We start from the raw sequence: 17460 nt of genomic DNA, 5'->3' as shown, positions 1-17460 counted from the left end.
CCACAGAAGGCGCTTAAACGCAATCCACCAGCCCATAAAGCCGGAAGGCATCCTCAAGGTGGCGGGGTGAGGTTTCATGGCTGCCCGGCGCCCCGGCAGTGACGGCAATATACTCCCGCCCGCCCTTTTGAGCCAGGGAGGCCAGGCACAGGCCAGCCTCCTCGGTATAGCCGGTTTTGCCGCCGAGGAGGGTCACACCGTTCGGGCAAGGCGTATCCATGAGGGCGTTCAGGGTGCTGCTGAGGCCCAGGCCGCCGGGGTGCCGGTTGGTGGGGGCTGTCTGGTAATAAAGGGTGGTGAACAGCACCCGGAAATCCGGGTTCTCAAGCCCTGCCCTCAGCAGGCGCGCCATGTCGGAGACGGTGGTGTAATGCCCGGGATCGTGCAGGCCGGTGGCGTTTTTGAAATGCGTGTGGGCCATGCCCAGCTCCGCTGCCCTGCGGTTCATGAGCGCCGCGAAATCCGCCTCTGACCCCGCAGTGGCGCAGGCCAGCCCCATGGCCGCGTCCGCCCCGGAGGGCAGCATGCAGCCGTAGAGCAGGTCTCTCAGGGTAATCCGCTCACCGGGTAAAAACCCGGCCATGGAGGCTCCGGAGCCGCTCAGGCGGTCAAAAACAGCTTCGGACAGGGTGACCGTGTGATCCAGATCCTCGAACTGATCCAGGATCACCAGCGTGGTCATGAGCTTGGTCAGTGAGGCGGGGTAGATTTTTTCGCCGCTGTTCTTCTCATAAAGGGTCTCGCCGTCGTCCAGGCGCATGAGTACAGCGCTCTCGCTGTAAAGGCTCACGCCGCCCATGGCGCTCACCGGGTGCGCAGACCCCGCGGGGCTTATGAGCTTAAAGGCAAAAATAAAGGCATAAAGGCCGAACCCCGCCATGGCCGCAAGCAGAGCCACCCGCCCGCCGGACTTTCGCTTTCTTTTGTACCGGTTGCTTTTTCTTCGGTTGTCATACATAAAAAACAGCTCCTTTCTCATGGCTTTATTAAACCACAGAAAGAAGCCGCCAGAATGTCAGAAAAGTCGGTCACAAGCTGCAAAGCCAAAACGTGAAGCGGTATCAATGGAGAATTGAAAATTGAAAATGGAGAATGTCGGAACACTTTCGCCCTGGCGGGGGCGATTGAAATTGCGGCCTCCGGCCGCTTCTAATCAAAATGCAGCAGCATTTTGCTCCGGTAATTCTCAATTCTCAATTCTACATTCTCCATTCAAGTTGTGCTTTTTAAGACTTTAGCTTCTGCCGATTAAATTTTTTGACTGCCTGACAGCTCCTTTCTCATGGCTTTATTAAACCACAGAAAGAAGCCGCGTTTTTTAACCTTTGTTTAGGTTCCCATTAAGATTTTCTTAACCCCGCAGGGGCAGGGTCACGGTAAAAGTGGTGAGGCCGGAGGCACTCTCTGCCTTGATGCCGCCGCCGTGGGCCAGGACAATCTCCTTTGCGATGGCAAGCCCGAGGCCAGCGCCGCCCGAAGCGGTGGAACGGGCCGCGTCGAGCCGGTAGAACTTCTCAAAAATGCTCTCGAGCTTGTGGGGCGGAATGGTTCGTCCCCTGTTTTTAAAGGTGACAACTGCAGCCTCCCCAGCCCTTTTCGCCTCGATCTCGATGACTGTGTCCGGATCGCTGTAGGCCACAGCGTTTTTTAAGATATTGTTAAACACCCGGGCCAGCTTGTCCGCGTCGCCCTCCAGGTCGATGCCGCCGTCTGTCTTAAGCTCGGCCTGTTTGTTCTGAGCCGCGAAAATGGGGTAAAACTCGTCCACCAGCTGCATGAGCATGTAGGAGAGGTGGACCTGCTCCTTTTCCAGCACCACCGTCTGCAGGTTAAAGCGGGTGATATCAAAGAACTCATTGATGAGCTGCTCCAGGCGGCAGGCCTTGTCCAGGGTGATCTTCGTGTATTTTGCCCGCTGCTCAAGGGGCATGTCGGGCGCCTCCTCCAGAATGTTCAGGTAGCCGATGACCGAGGTCAGCGGCGTTTTAATGTCGTGGGCCAGATACACCACCAGGTCATTTTTCCGCTGCTCGGCCTCGCGCGCGTCACGGGCGCGCTTTTCCAGGGACTGGCGCACCTGGTTCATCTTCTTCTCCATAAAATCCAGCTCCGGGGGCAGCTCAATGTCCCCTGCCTTCTCGTCGGCCAGCGCGTCGACCCCCTGGCTGATTTCCTCAAAATACCGGGTGAAGCGCGTCATGCCCCAGTAAAAAATGGCGCAGAGCAAAAGCACATAGCCCGCGGCCATCCACAGCGTTTTATTGCTCTGGAAAATCTCCCGGTAGAGTGCCTCGGCCCGCTCCCCACTGGTGAAATGGGCGAAAACATAAACCACGTAGTCGGCAAAGCTGTCCTGGAGAACCCCGTCCACAAACAGGGTCATGAGCACCCAGCCCGCAGCCAGGGCGGCCAGAGCGGCCAGCAGCACCTGGATCAGGATTTTGCGCTTCAGCCTTTTAAACGGATTATCCAATTTTGTACCCCACGCCCCACACGGTCTTTATATACCGCGGGTTTTCCGCCGAATCCTGCATTTTCTCCCGGAGATGGCGGATGTGAACCATGACGGTATTATTGCCCGTAAAATATTTCTCGCCCCAGACCTCTTTAAACAGCTCCTCGGAGCTGATGACCCGCCCCCTGTTTTTGCACAGGGTCCACAGGATGGAAAACTCGATGGGCGTGAGCTCCACGGGCTTTTCGTCCAGGGTGCACACATGGGTCTCCCGGTTGAGAAACAGCCCCCGGTAGGCAGCGGTGGCCTCGGCCTCCTGCTGGCCGCCGTTGTAGCGCAGGGAGCGCCGCAGCTGGGCCTTGACCCGGGCCACCAGCTCCAGCGGCCGGAAGGGCTTGGTCACATAGTCGTCCGCGCCGATGGCAAGGCCAGTGATCTTGTCGATCTCCTCCTCCTTGGCGGTGAGCATGATAATGGGAAAGGTGTACTTCTCCCGGAGCCTGCGGCACAGGGTAAAGCCGTCGAGCCCGGGCATCATCACATCCAGCACCGCTAACTCCGGCGGAGCCTCGAGGGCGGAGTCCAGGGCTTCTTTTGGGCTGTAAAACCGGCGCACCGCAAAACCCTCATTGCCCAGATAAAGGGCCACCAGATCCGCGATTTCCGGTTCATCGTCTACTACTAATATTTCGGTCTGCATTTCTCTTTTCCTTTTTAAGTGTGATGGTTTCTCTTTTTATTGTACCTGAACTTTGCCTGAATGTCCTTGCCTTTTTCTTAGAGACCTCTTAAGATTTTCTTAAATTAGAAACAGCCCCATCACCAGCCAGGCCAGCTGCCACACCACCACCGCCGCCGCAAAAAAGGCCAGCAAAACATAAAAGGCCCTCATAGCCTTCGATTCTGTGCGTTTGACCGAGCCGGCCAGAAAAAACAGCCAGAGGCTGTAGGTTAAAATGGTCAGCACACCGCCACCGCAAAAAGCGGTGATCAAAAACAGGGTGTTCACAATTTTCATGCCATTTTCTGAAAAAAGCATTGCCTTTAGGTTTTTCGACATTGTCTGCTCCCCTCTGCGTAAATGCCAGCCCGCTAATCTTCTGGCAGATAACCGCCATCTTTTTTACTCCCTCTGGCCCTGCTTTGTCCGGGCAGCTGCTCTTTTATTTTATGGGCGGTGATAACCGTATAGCTGTGGGCGTTGACGGTGATCTCGCAGCCCCCCACGCGGACATACCAGTTTTTGCCCCTTCTTTCCATTACGGCGTCCCGGTCCAGTATCCTCGCCCTGCACCACTGCACAGCGTCCACATCCCCAATGGACAGGTTCCTTTTTATGCGCGCCGCGCCCATTTCGGTGGTGTGCAGCCTGTCAATATTGGCCACTAAATCATTCATTGTCTGCCCAGCTCCTTTACCATGATGTACTCCTCGCTGTTTTCGTCTGCCACTTTAAAGCCAAGGCGCCGGTACAGCCTGACCGCGCCGTTAAGCTTCTGGACCGACAGGGAGACCTGCCCCCAGCCCTTTTCCGCGAGCCTGGTAAACATTGCCCGCATCAGCTCTGTGCCGATTCCAAGGCCCCTGTATGCTTTAAAAAGGGCGATGGCAAGGGACGGCGTCCGGGCATCGATATGCCCGTAGTCCTCCATAATCCGCGCCCAGACCGCCCCGATGACTTTTCCATCTACCTCGGCCACCAGGCCAAGATCTGCCGCCTGTCTGCCAAAATCACGCACGTAGACCTGCAGCTCTGGCGTGTCCACTACCGCTCTTGGCGGGGCTTCGGCCCCCTGCGGTATAAAGACCGCCTCGTATAAAAAATCCTTTAACATTGGGATTTCCGTCTCCCGGATTTCCCGTATCATTATATTCATTGTATGGCCGCTCCTTACTCAACATTTTACCACAATCCACCCACCCCGTCTATTTTCCCGGGCGGATTCTGACTTGAAGCCAAAAGAGCACGGCACAAAATTGTGCCGTGCTCTCAGTACGATGCCCCTTTATTGGCCAAAAGTCCGCTTGAAATAGCTTTCTCTGTATAAATAATCTCATAATCCGTCATACGCCATATTTTTCATGCATCTGAGCGCGGACACGCTCTGATTCAAAATAACACGCAAGCGCCCGCCCCACAAAGGCCGAAGTCCCGGGGCCTTTCTGTGCGTCGATGGCTTTGATGACCGCGTCGTTGTGGAGGTACCAGTCGATCATCATATCCCAGTAGTGCTCGCCCTTGTCAATGTTCAGGTTCATTTCCTCCCCCAGGGCGATAAGCTCGCCTACAATGGCCTGCACCTCGGGCGACGCCGGGTCCTTTTCCCTGCTGCTGTACAGCGCCTCCATGAGGGCCGCGTTTTTTTCGATGGCGCCGTTTTGCTTCATGGCCTCTATTTTTTCCATATTCTCAGAAAAATGAGCGATGCTGTCCTTCATGGCCGCAGTGTATTTTGCGACGCTGCCGTACTGCTTTATTGCGAGCTCCGCGATGTGGGTCTCATCCTCCTTCACCTTTTTCATAAACTGCTCAAAGGCCTCCACACTGCCCCAGTGGCGGACGATGTCCGCGGTGTTCTCGGTTTTAAATTCCTCCAGGATCCGCAGGTATTCGCTCAGGTCAAAGGCTTCAAAGCTCACGCAGGATTCGCCCTTTTCCAGCTTATCCAGAAGGTCGAGGAGCTTGTTGAGCCGGTCTCGCCGAGCCCGCAGCAGCTCCCGCTGCTTTTTAAAGGCCCGGGTCTTATCAAAACCAGGGTCGGCCATGATTTCCCGGATGTCCTTTAACGGAAAATCCAGCTCCTTAAAAAACAGAATCTGCTGAAGGGTTCTCAGGGCCTCATCGTCATAGAGCCGGTACCCCGCCTCTGTGACCTCGGTGGGCTTAAACACGCCAATCTCATCATAATACTGCAGCGTCCTCACGCTCACGCCAGTCAGCGCTGCTACTTGCTTTACGGTTCTCACTAAAATCAACTCCTGTCTCATTAATGGTTTAACCTTATCTTACACTATCACGCAGCGTGAGGGTCAACGGGTTTTAAAAAGAAATTTTATTCTTTCCACAGCCCGGTCTGCTTAATCCAGGCCACAAAGGCCTCCATCTGCTCCGGTGTATGAAAGTAATGCTCACCCTCTGGCACGATCTCCAGGCCGCAGGAAAAACGGCGGGCAAAGGCTTCGACGGCGCTGCGCTCACAGGTGTCGTCCTTTTCGCCGTACAGGATCTCGGTCGGCACTGTCCATTGGCTGACAGGGTGCTCCAGCACATAGGCATAGTCATCCCAGTACAGGGTCTGGCCGATGGGGGTGGCGACAGCCTGCTCCCGCTGGAGCTGTTCCCCTGTAACGCCGAAGCTGTCCATCATGTTCTCGATGATGCCCTGCATGTCCACAAGCGGCGACAGGAACCACGCCCTGTCCAGGGCCTCGCCGGAATAGGCCGTAAGGCTGAGATACGCGCCCAGGCTGACGGCAAACAGGCTGACGGACTGCCAACGCTTTCTTGCCCAGTCTATGATCGTGGCCAGATCCGCCAGGCACGCCTGCACGGTGCAGGGGGTGTCCTCGCCTTTCCGGTCCCCGTGTCCGGGAAGGTCAAAGCTGATCGTCTGATAGCCGACGTTTATCATGTTGGCGTGTTCGGCCATGATGCGGATGGGGTCGTCACCCTTGCTGGACTGGCTGCCGTGGACGGCGATGATGACCTTGTCCGCCGGCCAGCCCCAGAGCAGGGCAGGGATGTTTTCAATTTCCATGTATTCTAAACGCATGGTTAACGCTCCTCTCTGTTTTCGGTCTCCTGCCTGTCTGGCAGGGCCCTTAGGTCTGCCCGCTCATAGCGGTTGTGGCCGGGCAGGCCTTTCTTATACTTCCAGCACGCAATGGCTTCCTTTAGGGTTTTGCCCGCGTTGTCTGCGAAGAAATCCCGGATATAGGTATTGTACTCAAACTGCCGGTCAATGGTGGTTTTTCCCTTTTTCTTCTCGGCCTGAAGCTTCTCGTAGGCGGCGACGGCCTCCCGGTAGGTTTTGCCGGTATTGGCCTTCAGCCACTTCTGGAAAGCCACATTAAAGGTAAAGCTTTTGCCGAGCTTCTCCTTAAAAAATGCCCGGTGCTTCTCGGAGCAGACAAAATCCGGCTCGATGGCCATGTCCTCTGTGATCAAGCCCACCCGGGCCTTGCCCGGCCGGCTTTTGGCAGATGGGGCCAGCGCCCTGCCGGTGTCCAGAAAATGGGCGATGCGCTCGGTCAGCTCAAGCTTTCCGCCGGAAACGGGCAGGCCGTTCTGCCTGCAAAAGGCCACGAGCTCCTCCTTCAGGTAGTAATAGTTTCGGAACGCCGCGCTGTCCAGGCTTTTATCCAGATTTGGACGCTCACTCATACTGCGCCTCCAGCTCTTCCCAGACTTCCTCAAAGGCCTTTACCCGGGGCTGATTGCTCTGGTGGGCGCCGATGTGCTTTTCCATCCACAGCATATTGTACCAACGGCCAAATTTGTAGCCGCACTGGCGAAATTCGCCCACAGGCCGGTAGCCCAGACGGGTGTGGAAGGCCACGCTGTCCCGGCTCAGGTAGGGGTCGTCCCCCTGGGGCACAGCAATGCAGGCGTTAAGGTTGAGAATATTCTGGGCGGCCAGGCAGGCTTCAAGGGCTTCGTAGAGCCCCCGGCCAACGCCGGCTCCACGGGCCTCCTGCCCGACGTACACGGTGGTCTCCACCGCCCAGTCGTAGGCGGCCCGCTCCTTAAACGCCGCGGCGTAGGCGTATCCCAGGAGCCTGCCGTCCTGCACGGCGGCCAGATAGGGGTACTTCCCGCGGATGGCTGCCACACGTCCCGCGAAGGCCTGCACCGAGGGCGTCTCGTACTCGAAGCTGACGGCCGTCTCCTCCACATAGGGCCTGTAAATATCCAAAAGCGCCGCCGCGTCCTGTACGGTAGCGGGGCGTATGCTTATCTTATTTTTATTCATGCGCTCCTCCTTCTCCTCACATTCTAACACACCCCTGACCTGCCGTCCATCGGCTGATATGCCTGAAGATCGATAAAACACTTTCACCGATGGCCCAAGCGATTAAAAACGCGGCCATAGGCCGCGTCCAATCAAATCTGCCTGTGGCGGATTTGCACCTGAACTTTCCACTATCCACTTTCAACTTTCAACTGAGCAGTCCTCTTTTTAACGCGTTACCGCTTCGTGTTAAAGTTTGCCTACGCTCCAACGTCAAGGCCCATCCGGTTTTTATTTCAGCCGGATCAGATTTCCACATGGATATAGCCGCTGCCATAGTAGGGCAGCACGTTCATGCCCAGGGCCTTTGCCATCTGTGCCAGGTCGCCCACTGCCACGCCGGGGCAGTACAGGTCCGCCGCGTCGCCCCGCTTGTGGAAGGACCAGGACACGCCGCCCACCTCGGCGTTGCGGGCCTCGCACCGCACACCGGAGGTGATGATGACTGGCGCCCCGCAGGCACAGCGCAGCGCCTCAATTTTATCAAGGAGCACGGGGTTCATCTCGCAGGGCCAGCCGTCGCAGGCGCCCGCGCAATCGCAGCGGTACTCGTCCCGGGCGAAATGGGCAGTGGCCATAACCGGGTCCGCCGCCGGGGGCGGCGTCTCCGGTTCCTCTGCCGGGGCGGCCTCCTCTCCCCTGTAAGGCAGCTCTCCGCCGCCGGGCGGCGGCTCCTCTGGCTCCGACGGTCCCGCCTGGCCCCTGTCTGCCCCCCAGTCCGCCACTTTCTTAAAATGACCCAGCTGCGAGGTGAAGAACCCGGCCGAGACAGCGATGATCAGAACCAGCATGAACAGGACAAGGTATTTTTTGATTTTCATAGAAACCTCCTTCTTGATTACAATTGAGAATTGATAATGGAGAATGGAGAATTATGGAACAAAATGCGGGCGCATTTTGATTAGGCGCGACCCCAGGCCGCGATTTTAATCGCTTGAGCCATTGGCGAAAGCGCTCCACAATTCTCCATTCTCAATTTTCCATTTTCCATTAATGAAAGGGAGCTCTCGCTCCCTTTCACCTTAAACTTCCAGTTCTTCCTTCCGCACGGTTTTGTCGATGAATTCGTAGCCCTTGAGCTTCTGATAGGCGAAGCCGTCGGGCTTAAAGATGTTCTGGGCGATGACGATATCGGCCGCGGCCACGATCTGCTCTTTTGTGACGTCGGGCAGATAGTCGGGCAGGCTGATGGTGTCGGTGTCGCCGTTGGCCATCATAAACTCCAGATCCAGTGTTTTGGTGCTCACAGTTTCCATGGGGGTTCCTCCTTTCTTTTATGGGGTTGATCGCAATGCGCTGCCTCAGGCGGTTTCCACATTATCGTAGTACATGACATTCGTGATGTCCTGGACAATGGGCTCCATGAGGGTGCCGAGGGCCTTGGCGGTCTTGATGACTGCTTCGCTGGTGGCCACAGTCTCGTCAAGGTCGAGGCCGCCGATGGTCTTCAGCTTTTTCTTGATCTTCCCGTCGATTTCGCCGTAGTTCAGGTTCATCTTGAGCTCGTGTTTGATTTTGATGCGTTCATAGGTCATGGGGTGTACCTCCTTTCGTTTTCTTGGTTTAAGTTTACCATCACAGCGCGTCCCGGTATATGGCCAGAATAAAGTGTCCTCTCTGGCCCAATTGGTCAGCGGGGGGCTCTCCCAGAAGGGCGGTCAGCTGCTCCCTTGTGTAGGCACTCACAGCCTGGCCCCGCTCGGCCCGGAACACGGTCTTGTGGCTGAGGCCGGCCGCGTCGGCCAGGGCCTGCTGGGTGAGCCCTCTTTCCCGGCGGCGCTCCCGCATCCAGCGGCCAAAGGCGTCGTCCATCATGTCTCGGCCACCCACTGCTGCCGCAGTACCAGGCCGGGCTGGTTATCCTCGGCGTCGTCCAGGACTTCGGCGAAGCGGGCCTCGGCCTCCTCCAGGGTGCGGGCTCTCAGGTTCAGGCGCAGGGCGCCCTCGGCCAGGCATTCGTAGACGGTGTAGCTCCCATCCTCGTAAAAACGCTCGCCGTAAAGGTCGGTGTAGCGGTCTTTTAATATTCCCATGTCTGTTCCTCCTCTGCCTTTTGATCCCGCAGGGCCATGCCTGCCCAGAAGCGCTCAACCGGGTCGGGATATTCGGCCTCGAGGCGCTGTTTTTCTTCGGCGGTGAGCTGGGGCGGAATGTTAAAGCCGTTGAGGTTGCTGCCCCCATACCCTGGTAATGCTTTTATATTTATATTTTTATGATTTATCTCTAAATCAGAAGAAAAGCGGTTTTGTTCCGGGGAATGCTCTGGGCGTGTTCTGGCCGGGTTTTCTCGGCTTTCCGCGCTGGCTTTCCAGACGAGGACGCCCCCGGAAGGGGCGGCGGCGCACAGGCGGGCCTGCCTGAGCCCTGTGTCGAAGGGCACCAGGGCGTAACGGGCGGGGTGGCCGCCGGAAGCCTTCTGGTATTCCAGCCGGGAATGGCGGATGAGCTCCTGTCTCAGTTCCCAGAGGCGTTTCGAGGACATTCCGTCCATAAAGGCGCGGAGGCTGCCGTTGTCCACCTCAAACCACACCGGCCAGCACCAGCTGCCATCCTCGTCCTGGACGGCGGCGGCGTTGTCCTGGAGAAAAAGGTACACCCAGAGGCCCAAAAGCGCTAAGGTTTTGCGGGGCCGGGCCATGAGCCAGGTCATGAAGCTTAAAAACTCAGTCACAAAGTTCATGGCGGTCACGCTCCAGGATGGGGTAAATGCTGTTTTGGGCCAGCAGGTCGTGGATAAAGCGCTTGCCCCTCTGGGTCCACTGCAGGCTCTCCACGACCTTGACGCTGCCGTCTTTTTTGGGGATGGTGTCGGTGTTGGTGGCGGCGTAGCCCGCGTCCTGCCAGGCCTCGTACAAATACCAGCGCCTGCCCTTTTTATACTGGACGCCCAGGCTGTGGAGCAGGCGGTTCATGAACTCGGCGGTCATGCCGTAATCCTTGGCAATGCCGGTAATGGGGATGAGGGCCTGACTGTCGAGCACGTGCCTGGCGTAGTCGGCCTCTGTCTGCAGCCCGGCGATGACCCGCTCGGCCTCCAGCACCGCGGCGGCCAGCAGGGCCTTATCCTGGGGCATGGAAAGCGCCTGCCTGCGGAGCTGTTCCTCCATCGCGTTAAAGGCCTGGATGTACCGGAGTTTCCAGGAAAGGGCCTGGGCGCCGGTAAAGCCCATGACCAGCAGGGCGAAGCCGTCCCGGGTGATGAGGTATTCCTTCTGTGTTCTTCCGTACTGGTCAACATAAGTGGAACTCATAAAAAGATCGGCGCAATTTTGTGCCGATGTCTCCCGCCTCAGCAGGGTAATACTTCTCAGCACGCTTTTGTGCGCGCGCTCAAAGTCGTGGGCCACCTGCCGGCTGGATACCACCGGCTGGTTTTGGCACAGGGTGACCTCAATCTTTTTGTCTGTTTCAGAATTTTCTGCACAATGAACAAGGCCGCGGGATGGCTCCGGACCTTTATTTTGGGTTTTCATCATTGTACCTCCTCAATGTTTAGAAATTTCATCTTTTTGAGATGATACCGTGAGTTTACCCTATTCCTATGTCAAACACATCCTATGCCCAGTGCAGACCTCCGCCCCGGCCCGCGGCCCTCTCCACCGCCCGGGCGAACCAGTCCTCACCGCCGCCGGTTATATTTTTAAGACGTTCCAGAGGGCCTGCCGTCTCGTCCGGCACATCGTTAACGTTTTCACAAAGGAGCGGAAAAAGCCCGCTCGCGATCAGGCAGGCGGCCATCTGCCGCACCCATTTTAAGATGCGGTGAAGGGTGTTTGGGGGGCAGGGCACATCGTCCCGGCCCTCGGCGACGGCCTGATGGACCTCGGCGCTGTACAGGCGGCGGGGCAGCACGCCCCTGGGCAGGTTGCGGCGGGGATGGGTGTGCAGGTAGCAGTCCGCCGCGGTGCACACCAGGCGGCGCACCCGGATGCGGCCGCGGCAGCCGCTCATGGTGATGATGGTGCGCCACACAAAATCCCTTATTTTCATGGGGTGCCCGCACTCCCCGCAGGTGGGGATGGCCTGGTAGAGTACCCTCAGGCGTTCGCCCGCTTTCCGGCCGTCTTCGCCTGTTATATCCTCGATCACGATAATCTGCGCTTTGGTTATCAGCATTTTTTCCTCCTGTGCCTGGCCGCCGGGCCATAAAAAAAACCGGCACACCGCGCCGATTAAGCGTCAGTGTGCCGGTTGATTGGTATGTGTCCCGGAAACCATGATTCTGTTTTGATTGTCTCTTATTTTCGCTCTTGTCTGATGGACGCGGGTTTCTCTGCCAAAGCCGCATTGTCCATATGCGAACATACTGTAAGTATATCAAAAAAATGAAAATTCAGCAATGGTTCCTCCTGTAAGCCATTTAAAATATTGGTTTTTGCGGTGGCCGGTGTTATGCCATCCCTCTATTTGCTTCCATTCACAGCCTCCATCTGCAGCGTGTCGAAGGCGGCGCACTGGCTCTCGGCGCTGGCGCCTGTGAGCATGGGGTCCACGATGCCGGCCAGGCTGGACCACTGCTCAAAGACCAGGTTATAATCCTGAATGAGCATGATCCGGTCTGCTTCGATGTTATCGTAAACCTGGGCCATGCGGTCGTCCTTTTTCATTGATTTCTCGCTGGAGCGGTAGGCTGGCAAAAGGCCAAACGTTCCTGACAGGGTCTTTAAAGTTTCCCCGCTGCCCAGGCAGCTCAGGAAATCCTTGCAGGCCTCCACGTTCCCGCCGTCTGCCATGACTACAAAACGGCGGTCGCAGGCCATGGGGGACACCATGCCGTGGGTGCCGGGCACGCCGATAAAGGCCACCTCAAAGGACAGCTCCTCCGGATTAAGCAAATTGCTCGCGTGCATCTCAAAGACACCCTCCCCATTCTCCATATGCTCCATAATATCCTTGGGCTTGCGAAGGGCCGAGGCGGGGCCGTCGATATAGCCTTGCTTGATAAGATACTCGACGCGCTCGAAGCCGGTTCTGGCGTATTTCGAAATTTTTTCCTCGCCGGTATTGAGCCGGGCCACGGTGGCGTCGGTGTCGCCGTCCATATAAATATCGCCCATGGCCGCCACCACAAAAAGCTTGGTGAGGTCTGTTGTGCCCGCAATGGGCTGGTAGCCTTTTTCCTTGAGCACAGCGCAGCAGTGAACAAATTCCTCCCAGTTTCCCGGAAGCTCCAGGCCGCATTCCCTCATGACGTCCATGTTTACCCAGGTGCCAAAGCTGACCATGGACAAAGGCACGGACAGCACCTTGCCGTCCACGGTGGAATCCTGCCGGGCCAGAGGGGTGAGGTCTCTGGCCGCTTCGCTGTCGGTTAAATCGGCGATCTTTCCCACGCCGCTGTATCTGAAGATATTGACCACGTCCATGGTGGTCATGTCGTTGATCTGGCCGGAGGCGATGCGCTCGTCAATGACCTGGGACAGGTTTTTGCTGCCCTCCCCGGTGTTGTAGCCCTCAAACACCACATGCACATCGGGCCGTCTGTCCTCAAAAACCGCGATGGCGCTGTTGAGGGCGTTGTAGGCGGTAGTGTTGTTGGCGGTGGTTAACAGAGATATTTCGGTCTTTTTTTCCTCTGCGCCGGCGTTGCTTACCACACGGGCGTCTTTTCCGGCGCAGGCGCTCAGGCTCAGGCACAGGGCCAGCGCCAGTGACAGCAGGGTTAATCTTTTCTTTTTCATCTTTTCCTCTTCCTAATTTTTTTCCGGCCTTTTTTCCAGCTGCCGCACCAGGCAGGCGTACATGGCGTCCAGCTCGATGGGCTTGCTGAGATGGGCGTTCATGCCCGCGCGGCGGCAGCGGCTCACGTCCTCGGAGAAGGCGTTGGCGGTCATGGCCACAATGGGCACAGCTCTGGCGTCGTCCCGGCTCAGGCCGCGGATGATACGGGTGGCCTCGCAGCCATCCATGCCAGGCATCTGCAAATCCATGAGAATCAGGTCATAATGGCCCGGGGAGCTCTCCTTAAACTTCATGACTGCATCCCTTCCGTCCACGGCGGTTTCCACTGCCATGTCCTGCATTTGCAGCAGCTCTACAGCAATCTCACGGTTGAGGGCGTTATCCTCAACCACCAGCACACGTCTGCCCTTCAGGCTCTCGGTGGAGAACTGCTCGTCCGCGCCGGGCTGTTTGGCTCCGGACTGGCGGGACTGCTCATCGATCTCAAAGGTGAGCTCGACCCGGGTGGTGGTGCCCTGCCCTTTTTCGCTCTCAATATCCAGGGTGCCGCCCTTGAGGGATACCAGATTTTTGACAATGGACAGGCCGAGGCCGCTGCCCAGCTCGCTCTTGTGGAAGATGTTCGTCTCCTGCTCAAAGGGCTTCCCGATTTTTTCAATAAATTCCGCGCTCATGCCCACGCCGTTATCCCGCACGGTAAACACATAGGTGCTGTAGGCGCGCCGGGTGCTGGGCCTTTCCTCCAGTGTCAGGGCGATCTCCCCGCCCTCCTGGGTGTATTTGACTGCGTTGCTGAGCAGGTTGATGAGGATCTGCTGCAGGCGCATGTCGTCGCCGATGAGCTGCTTGTGGGCCACTCTCTCGGCGTCAAGGGTAAGGCGCTGGCCCTTGGCTTGGGCCTGGGGCTTTATAATACTCATGACGTCTGCCACACAGTCGGTCAGATTAAAGGGGTCGTTGCGCAGGGACAGCTTGCCGCTCTCGATCTTCGACAAATCCAGAATATCATTCACCAGCTCCAGCAGATGCCGGGAGCTGACCTCGATCTTGCCCAGGCAGTCACTGATTTTCTCTGGCTCGTCCAGATGGCGCACGGCGATCTCACGCATACCGATGATGGCGTTGATGGGAGTGCGGATATCGTGGCTCATGCGGGACAGGAAATCGGATTTGGCCTGATTGGCCTGATTGGCGTTTTCCAGAGCAGTCCGCAGCGACATCTGTATTTTCATGTCCTCGGTGATGTCCTCCATCATGAGCATGTAGCAGGCCCTGCCCTCGATGTTCAACGGCTTGACTGTCAGGCGGATATTGCGCTGCTCGTGCCGGACGGGGTGGTCGTAGACAAGAGGAATGACCTCCTCGGCGTCGATCTCGCCTCGCAGCATGCGGCCGTAAAGCCCGGGGACGAGGCTGTTTAAGAGCATCCCCAGCGCGCTGCTGTCCGCCATCAGGCTGTCCCCGTCAACGCCCAGAATCCGCACGATATTGTGGAACACGATGTCGCAGGTCTGACGCTCTCTGTTAAACACGCACAGAATGGTATCGCTTGCGTCGCCCACGGTGTCGTAGACTGCGTTTTGCAGCTCAGCTTCCTGCAGCTGCTCCTGCTTTCTGCGGGCACCGCACCGGCTCTCGTAAACCACATAGGCCAGAACCAGAAGCATGACCACGCCCATGCCGGCCATAACGCCGAACAGTATCTGTAAAATCAGGCTGGCCTCCTGTAAAACCGCAGATTCCGGCACAATGCCGCAGATATACCAGCTCTCCTGATTGGACATGGGCAACAGGGTAATGTAGACCCGCTCGCCGTCCAGCTGGCCCTGCAGTACAAGCCTTTCCCTCCCGGCGATGGCGGGATAAACCGACGTGTCCATGAGGGTTTTGTCAAAGCCCAGCTCGGTAAACACCATGTCGATCTCGCTCATATAGTTCATGATCAGGTTGGGCGTGGTGGGCATGAGCACCATTTTTTTAGTGTTGACGTCAAAAAGGTAGGCCATGCCCTGGCCGCCGTAGTAGGTCATGGCATTATCGGCCCCGTATTTGTTCAGGGGCACGCGCACGTACACCGCGCCCGCCTCGGCGCCATCCCTCACAATGGGCGCGCGGTAGTCGGTCTCCCAGACGCCCGCGCCGCCGTGAAAGGCGTTGCTGAAGCCCGTAAAAGCGCCGTCCTCCAGAACCTCCTGGTCTGGCAGGCGAAAGACCTCGCCGGTGCTGCTGTAGCCTTCCTGATTCTGGCCCAGCACCGCCACCTCCAGGAAACCATAATTTTCTTTAAAGGCGGCCATGTCCCTCTGAAGCTCGGCGGGAGGCGCGTTTACATCCAGAGTATCGGCAAAATACGCGATGGCTTCGCTGTCGCCCTTCATGGTATAGGACAAATTATCCCGGAGCTGTTCCAGCAGATACTGGCTCGTCGATACTGCGCTGTCCTCCATTTTCCGGACAACCATCTGAATACTGATGACAATGATCACCCCAAAAACGACCACGATCAAAAAATAAAGCCATTTCAAATAGGATCGGCTTCTCTCTTTATCTAATTTCTTTATCAATTATTATCCTCATTTCTCACACGGCCCTTTAATTCCCGCTTTTCTGAGGGATTAATGGTTTACAAATCAGATCGTCGTATGGTGATATTGTCTGTTATCTTATTATATAACATTTTATCTACTTTTACCACATCAAAACAGGGAATTGGGGATTTTTGCGCACAAAAAGATCGGCACAAATCTGCGCCGATCTCAGAGGGTCGACAAACTTTAACAGCAAGAGACAGAGCGTTAAAAAGAGGCTTTTTAAGTTGAAAGTGGAAAGTGGGCAGCTCAGAAATCAGAGAATCGGGTCGTTGATGTTGATGTCGCCGTTCTCATCCGGGTTGCGTGTTGCGCCCTGCGTATCCACTTTAAGGCTGACCTTGTAGTGCAGAAAACCGGCGTCTGTACGTGTGCCGTACTCAACTTTCCCGCCGCCTGCCACAATCTGCTCTGCTTCTTCCGGGAGATCACCCAGGGCTATCCTGCCCCAGGCGTAATAGTAGTAGTTGTCGCTATCGCTATCGTCTGCCTGATCCATTCCCGTGTGGGGGTACACGTTGATTCTGTAGCTCGCGAGCACATCGTCCGGCTGGATTTCGGTCCACTTTTTATCACTGCTCACGTCGGCGTCCATGGGCGCCTCGCCGGGCGCCAGCGGGTAATCTGTACTGTTCCATTTGAACACGCTGTACGGGAGCAGCCCGGAGAGTTTCTCTGTATGACCCTCTTCCCTCCCTTTCAGGGTGAAAGCTTTTGTATCTCCTTGACCTCCGTTGTCGCCGTACACGCTGACTTCTATCTTGTACCCGGACTGCAGCAGTTCATTATAGCCTGTCGATTTCGGCAGCTTCAGCGTGACGTTAAAGGCCCTTTTCCGGGCGTTATCGTCGTGGATATAGAGGGTGCCGTAGCTTCCCATGCGAATGTTTTCGGGAACGATGAGGGTATAGGTGGGGGCGTTTTGATAAGTGGCTGTCACGGCGCTCCGCTCAGTCGACGGTTGAATTGTGACGCTGGGCAGCGGATCCGCAGAGGCGTCGTCTGCGCCGGACTCGGCGTGAGCCGGGTATGCGGTGGTCAGCAGGCACAGGGCCAGCAATGCGGAAATGATTTTCTTTTTCATGGATTTACCTCCTGTTTAGCAGCTGGCGCCGGTGGTACCAGTCTGGTCGTAAAGATCAGCGACCCCGAATATTCAAGGTTCAGCTGGGTTTCGCTCTGGGGCGGCGTGAGCCTGAGGGTGGCGAGGGCCGCGTCCTCCGGCCCTGTTTGGGCAAGAGTGGCGAGTGCGCCGTTCAGCCCAACCTCGCGGCCTGCGGCGTCGGTCACCTTAAAAGGAATGGTGTCGCCCTTGGCGTTTGACAGGACAAAACTGCCTTCCTTAACCTTGCCGCTGCCTGCGTTCACCTGAATTTTCCAGCCGCTCTCAAAGTATCCGGCTGTCATCTGACCGATATACAGGTCTTTCCCGGTCAGATTTTTTTCATAGGTACTGTTTTTATTCCAGTACAGCGCGCCGAACGCCAGCTTCGCAGGAACGACCAGGGTATAGTCGGGGCCCTGGAACGTGGCGTTTATCTCGCTCTGCCCGTTCCCCACGCCATTTTCGCACTCGATGGCTGTCCCCGGTGTCGGGCGCAGCGTCGGGCCTGGCAGGGGCTCCGCCAGGACAGGCCGGGCGGCGAGGAGCAGGCCCAGGGCCAGCGCCAGTGCGGTCATTTTCTTTTTCATAATTGTGCCTCCTTTGGCATGGGCTCAGCCC

The 17460-nt window shown here is 56.9% G+C and carries 21 protein-coding genes and 1 pseudogene; all 22 read right to left on the bottom strand.

From position 1 onward, the window contains the following. Positions 1-13: 13 nt before the first annotated feature. Positions 14-958 (bottom strand): serine hydrolase, encoded by a 945-nt coding sequence (locus DW091_RS07015; RefSeq protein ID WP_118517771.1) that lies wholly within the window; start codon positions 956-958, stop codon positions 14-16. Positions 959-1351: 393 nt separating this feature from the next. Then, positions 1352-2473, bottom strand: coding sequence for a HAMP domain-containing sensor histidine kinase (locus tag DW091_RS07010; RefSeq protein ID WP_096919372.1), 1122 nt, complete (start codon positions 2471-2473; stop codon positions 1352-1354). Next, a complete protein-coding gene (vanR, locus tag DW091_RS07005) occupies positions 2466-3155 on the bottom strand; it encodes a VanR-ABDEGLN family response regulator transcription factor (RefSeq protein ID WP_074616174.1) in 690 nt (229 codons plus the stop codon). The genes DW091_RS07010 and vanR overlap by 8 nt, the downstream gene beginning before the upstream one ends. Positions 3156-3254: 99 nt before the next feature. After that, complete coding sequence (locus DW091_RS07000; RefSeq protein WP_074616273.1) at positions 3255-3515, bottom strand: hypothetical protein; 261 nt, start codon at positions 3513-3515, stop codon at positions 3255-3257. Between the two features lie 101 nt (positions 3516-3616). Then, a pseudogene (locus DW091_RS06995) lies at positions 3617-3853 on the bottom strand (DUF3781 domain-containing protein); the annotation flags it as partial. Further along, complete coding sequence (locus DW091_RS06990) at positions 3850-4332, bottom strand: GNAT family N-acetyltransferase (RefSeq protein ID WP_058695068.1); 483 nt, start codon at positions 4330-4332, stop codon at positions 3850-3852. The pseudogene DW091_RS06995 and the gene DW091_RS06990, both read right to left, overlap by 4 nt. A gap of 187 nt (positions 4333-4519) precedes the next feature. Next, positions 4520-5422 (bottom strand): MerR family transcriptional regulator, encoded by a 903-nt coding sequence (locus DW091_RS06985; RefSeq protein WP_118517769.1) that lies wholly within the window; start codon positions 5420-5422, stop codon positions 4520-4522. An 86-nt stretch (positions 5423-5508) separates the two neighbouring features. Next, positions 5509-6228, bottom strand: a complete 720-nt coding sequence (locus tag DW091_RS06980; protein ID WP_118517768.1) for an alpha/beta hydrolase — start codon at positions 6226-6228, stop codon at positions 5509-5511. A 2-nt stretch (positions 6229-6230) separates the two neighbouring features. Next, entirely contained in the window at positions 6231-6839 is a 609-nt protein-coding gene (locus DW091_RS06975; RefSeq protein ID WP_118517767.1) for a DUF6434 domain-containing protein, read from the bottom strand. Further along, positions 6832-7428, bottom strand: coding sequence for a GNAT family N-acetyltransferase (locus DW091_RS06970; protein WP_074616186.1), 597 nt, complete (start codon positions 7426-7428; stop codon positions 6832-6834). The genes DW091_RS06975 and DW091_RS06970 overlap by 8 nt, the downstream gene beginning before the upstream one ends. Positions 7429-7712: 284 nt before the next feature. Beyond that, positions 7713-8288: a D-Ala-D-Ala carboxypeptidase family metallohydrolase gene (locus tag DW091_RS06965; RefSeq protein ID WP_118517766.1), complete on the bottom strand. Its 576-nt coding sequence runs from the start codon at positions 8286-8288 to the stop codon at positions 7713-7715. Positions 8289-8489: 201 nt separating this feature from the next. Next, entirely contained in the window at positions 8490-8723 is a 234-nt protein-coding gene (locus tag DW091_RS06960) for a DUF2922 domain-containing protein (protein WP_096919363.1), read from the bottom strand. 45 nt (positions 8724-8768) lie between these two features. Then, positions 8769-9002 (bottom strand): hypothetical protein, encoded by a 234-nt coding sequence (locus tag DW091_RS06955; protein WP_074616189.1) that lies wholly within the window; start codon positions 9000-9002, stop codon positions 8769-8771. Between the two features lie 40 nt (positions 9003-9042). After that, entirely contained in the window at positions 9043-9297 is a 255-nt protein-coding gene (locus DW091_RS06950) for a helix-turn-helix domain-containing protein (protein WP_147365279.1), read from the bottom strand. Further along, complete coding sequence (locus DW091_RS06945) at positions 9279-9500, bottom strand: hypothetical protein (RefSeq protein ID WP_096919362.1); 222 nt, start codon at positions 9498-9500, stop codon at positions 9279-9281. Before DW091_RS06945 ends, DW091_RS06950 begins: the two co-directional genes overlap by 19 nt. Further along, positions 9488-10147 (bottom strand): hypothetical protein, encoded by a 660-nt coding sequence (locus DW091_RS06940; protein ID WP_118517764.1) that lies wholly within the window; start codon positions 10145-10147, stop codon positions 9488-9490. Before DW091_RS06940 ends, DW091_RS06945 begins: the two co-directional genes overlap by 13 nt. Next, positions 10131-10943, bottom strand: a complete 813-nt coding sequence (locus DW091_RS06935) for a phage regulatory protein/antirepressor Ant (protein ID WP_118517763.1) — start codon at positions 10941-10943, stop codon at positions 10131-10133. Before DW091_RS06935 ends, DW091_RS06940 begins: the two co-directional genes overlap by 17 nt. Positions 10944-11022: 79 nt before the next feature. Then, positions 11023-11583 (bottom strand): DUF6431 domain-containing protein, encoded by a 561-nt coding sequence (locus DW091_RS06930; protein ID WP_118517762.1) that lies wholly within the window; start codon positions 11581-11583, stop codon positions 11023-11025. A 287-nt stretch (positions 11584-11870) separates the two neighbouring features. Then, the gene (locus DW091_RS06925) at positions 11871-13148 is read right to left on the bottom strand and encodes an extracellular solute-binding protein (RefSeq protein ID WP_118517761.1); all 1278 of its coding nucleotides are present in this window, start codon (positions 13146-13148) and stop codon (positions 11871-11873) included. Positions 13149-13160: 12 nt separating this feature from the next. Then, entirely contained in the window at positions 13161-15713 is a 2553-nt protein-coding gene (locus DW091_RS06920; protein ID WP_118517760.1) for an ATP-binding protein, read from the bottom strand. Positions 15714-15993: 280 nt separating this feature from the next. Continuing rightward, a complete protein-coding gene (locus tag DW091_RS06915) occupies positions 15994-16821 on the bottom strand; it encodes a hypothetical protein (RefSeq protein WP_118517759.1) in 828 nt (275 codons plus the stop codon). Then, complete coding sequence (locus DW091_RS06910; protein ID WP_118517758.1) at positions 16818-17429, bottom strand: hypothetical protein; 612 nt, start codon at positions 17427-17429, stop codon at positions 16818-16820. The genes DW091_RS06915 and DW091_RS06910 overlap by 4 nt, the downstream gene beginning before the upstream one ends. Positions 17430-17460 lie beyond the last annotated feature (31 nt).

Origin of the sequence: Eubacterium sp. AM05-23, assembly GCF_003477535.1 — a bacterium.
Lineage (GTDB): Bacteria > Bacillota > Clostridia > Eubacteriales > Eubacteriaceae > Eubacterium > Eubacterium maltosivorans.
This window is presented reverse-complemented; position numbering and strand designations above follow the sequence as displayed.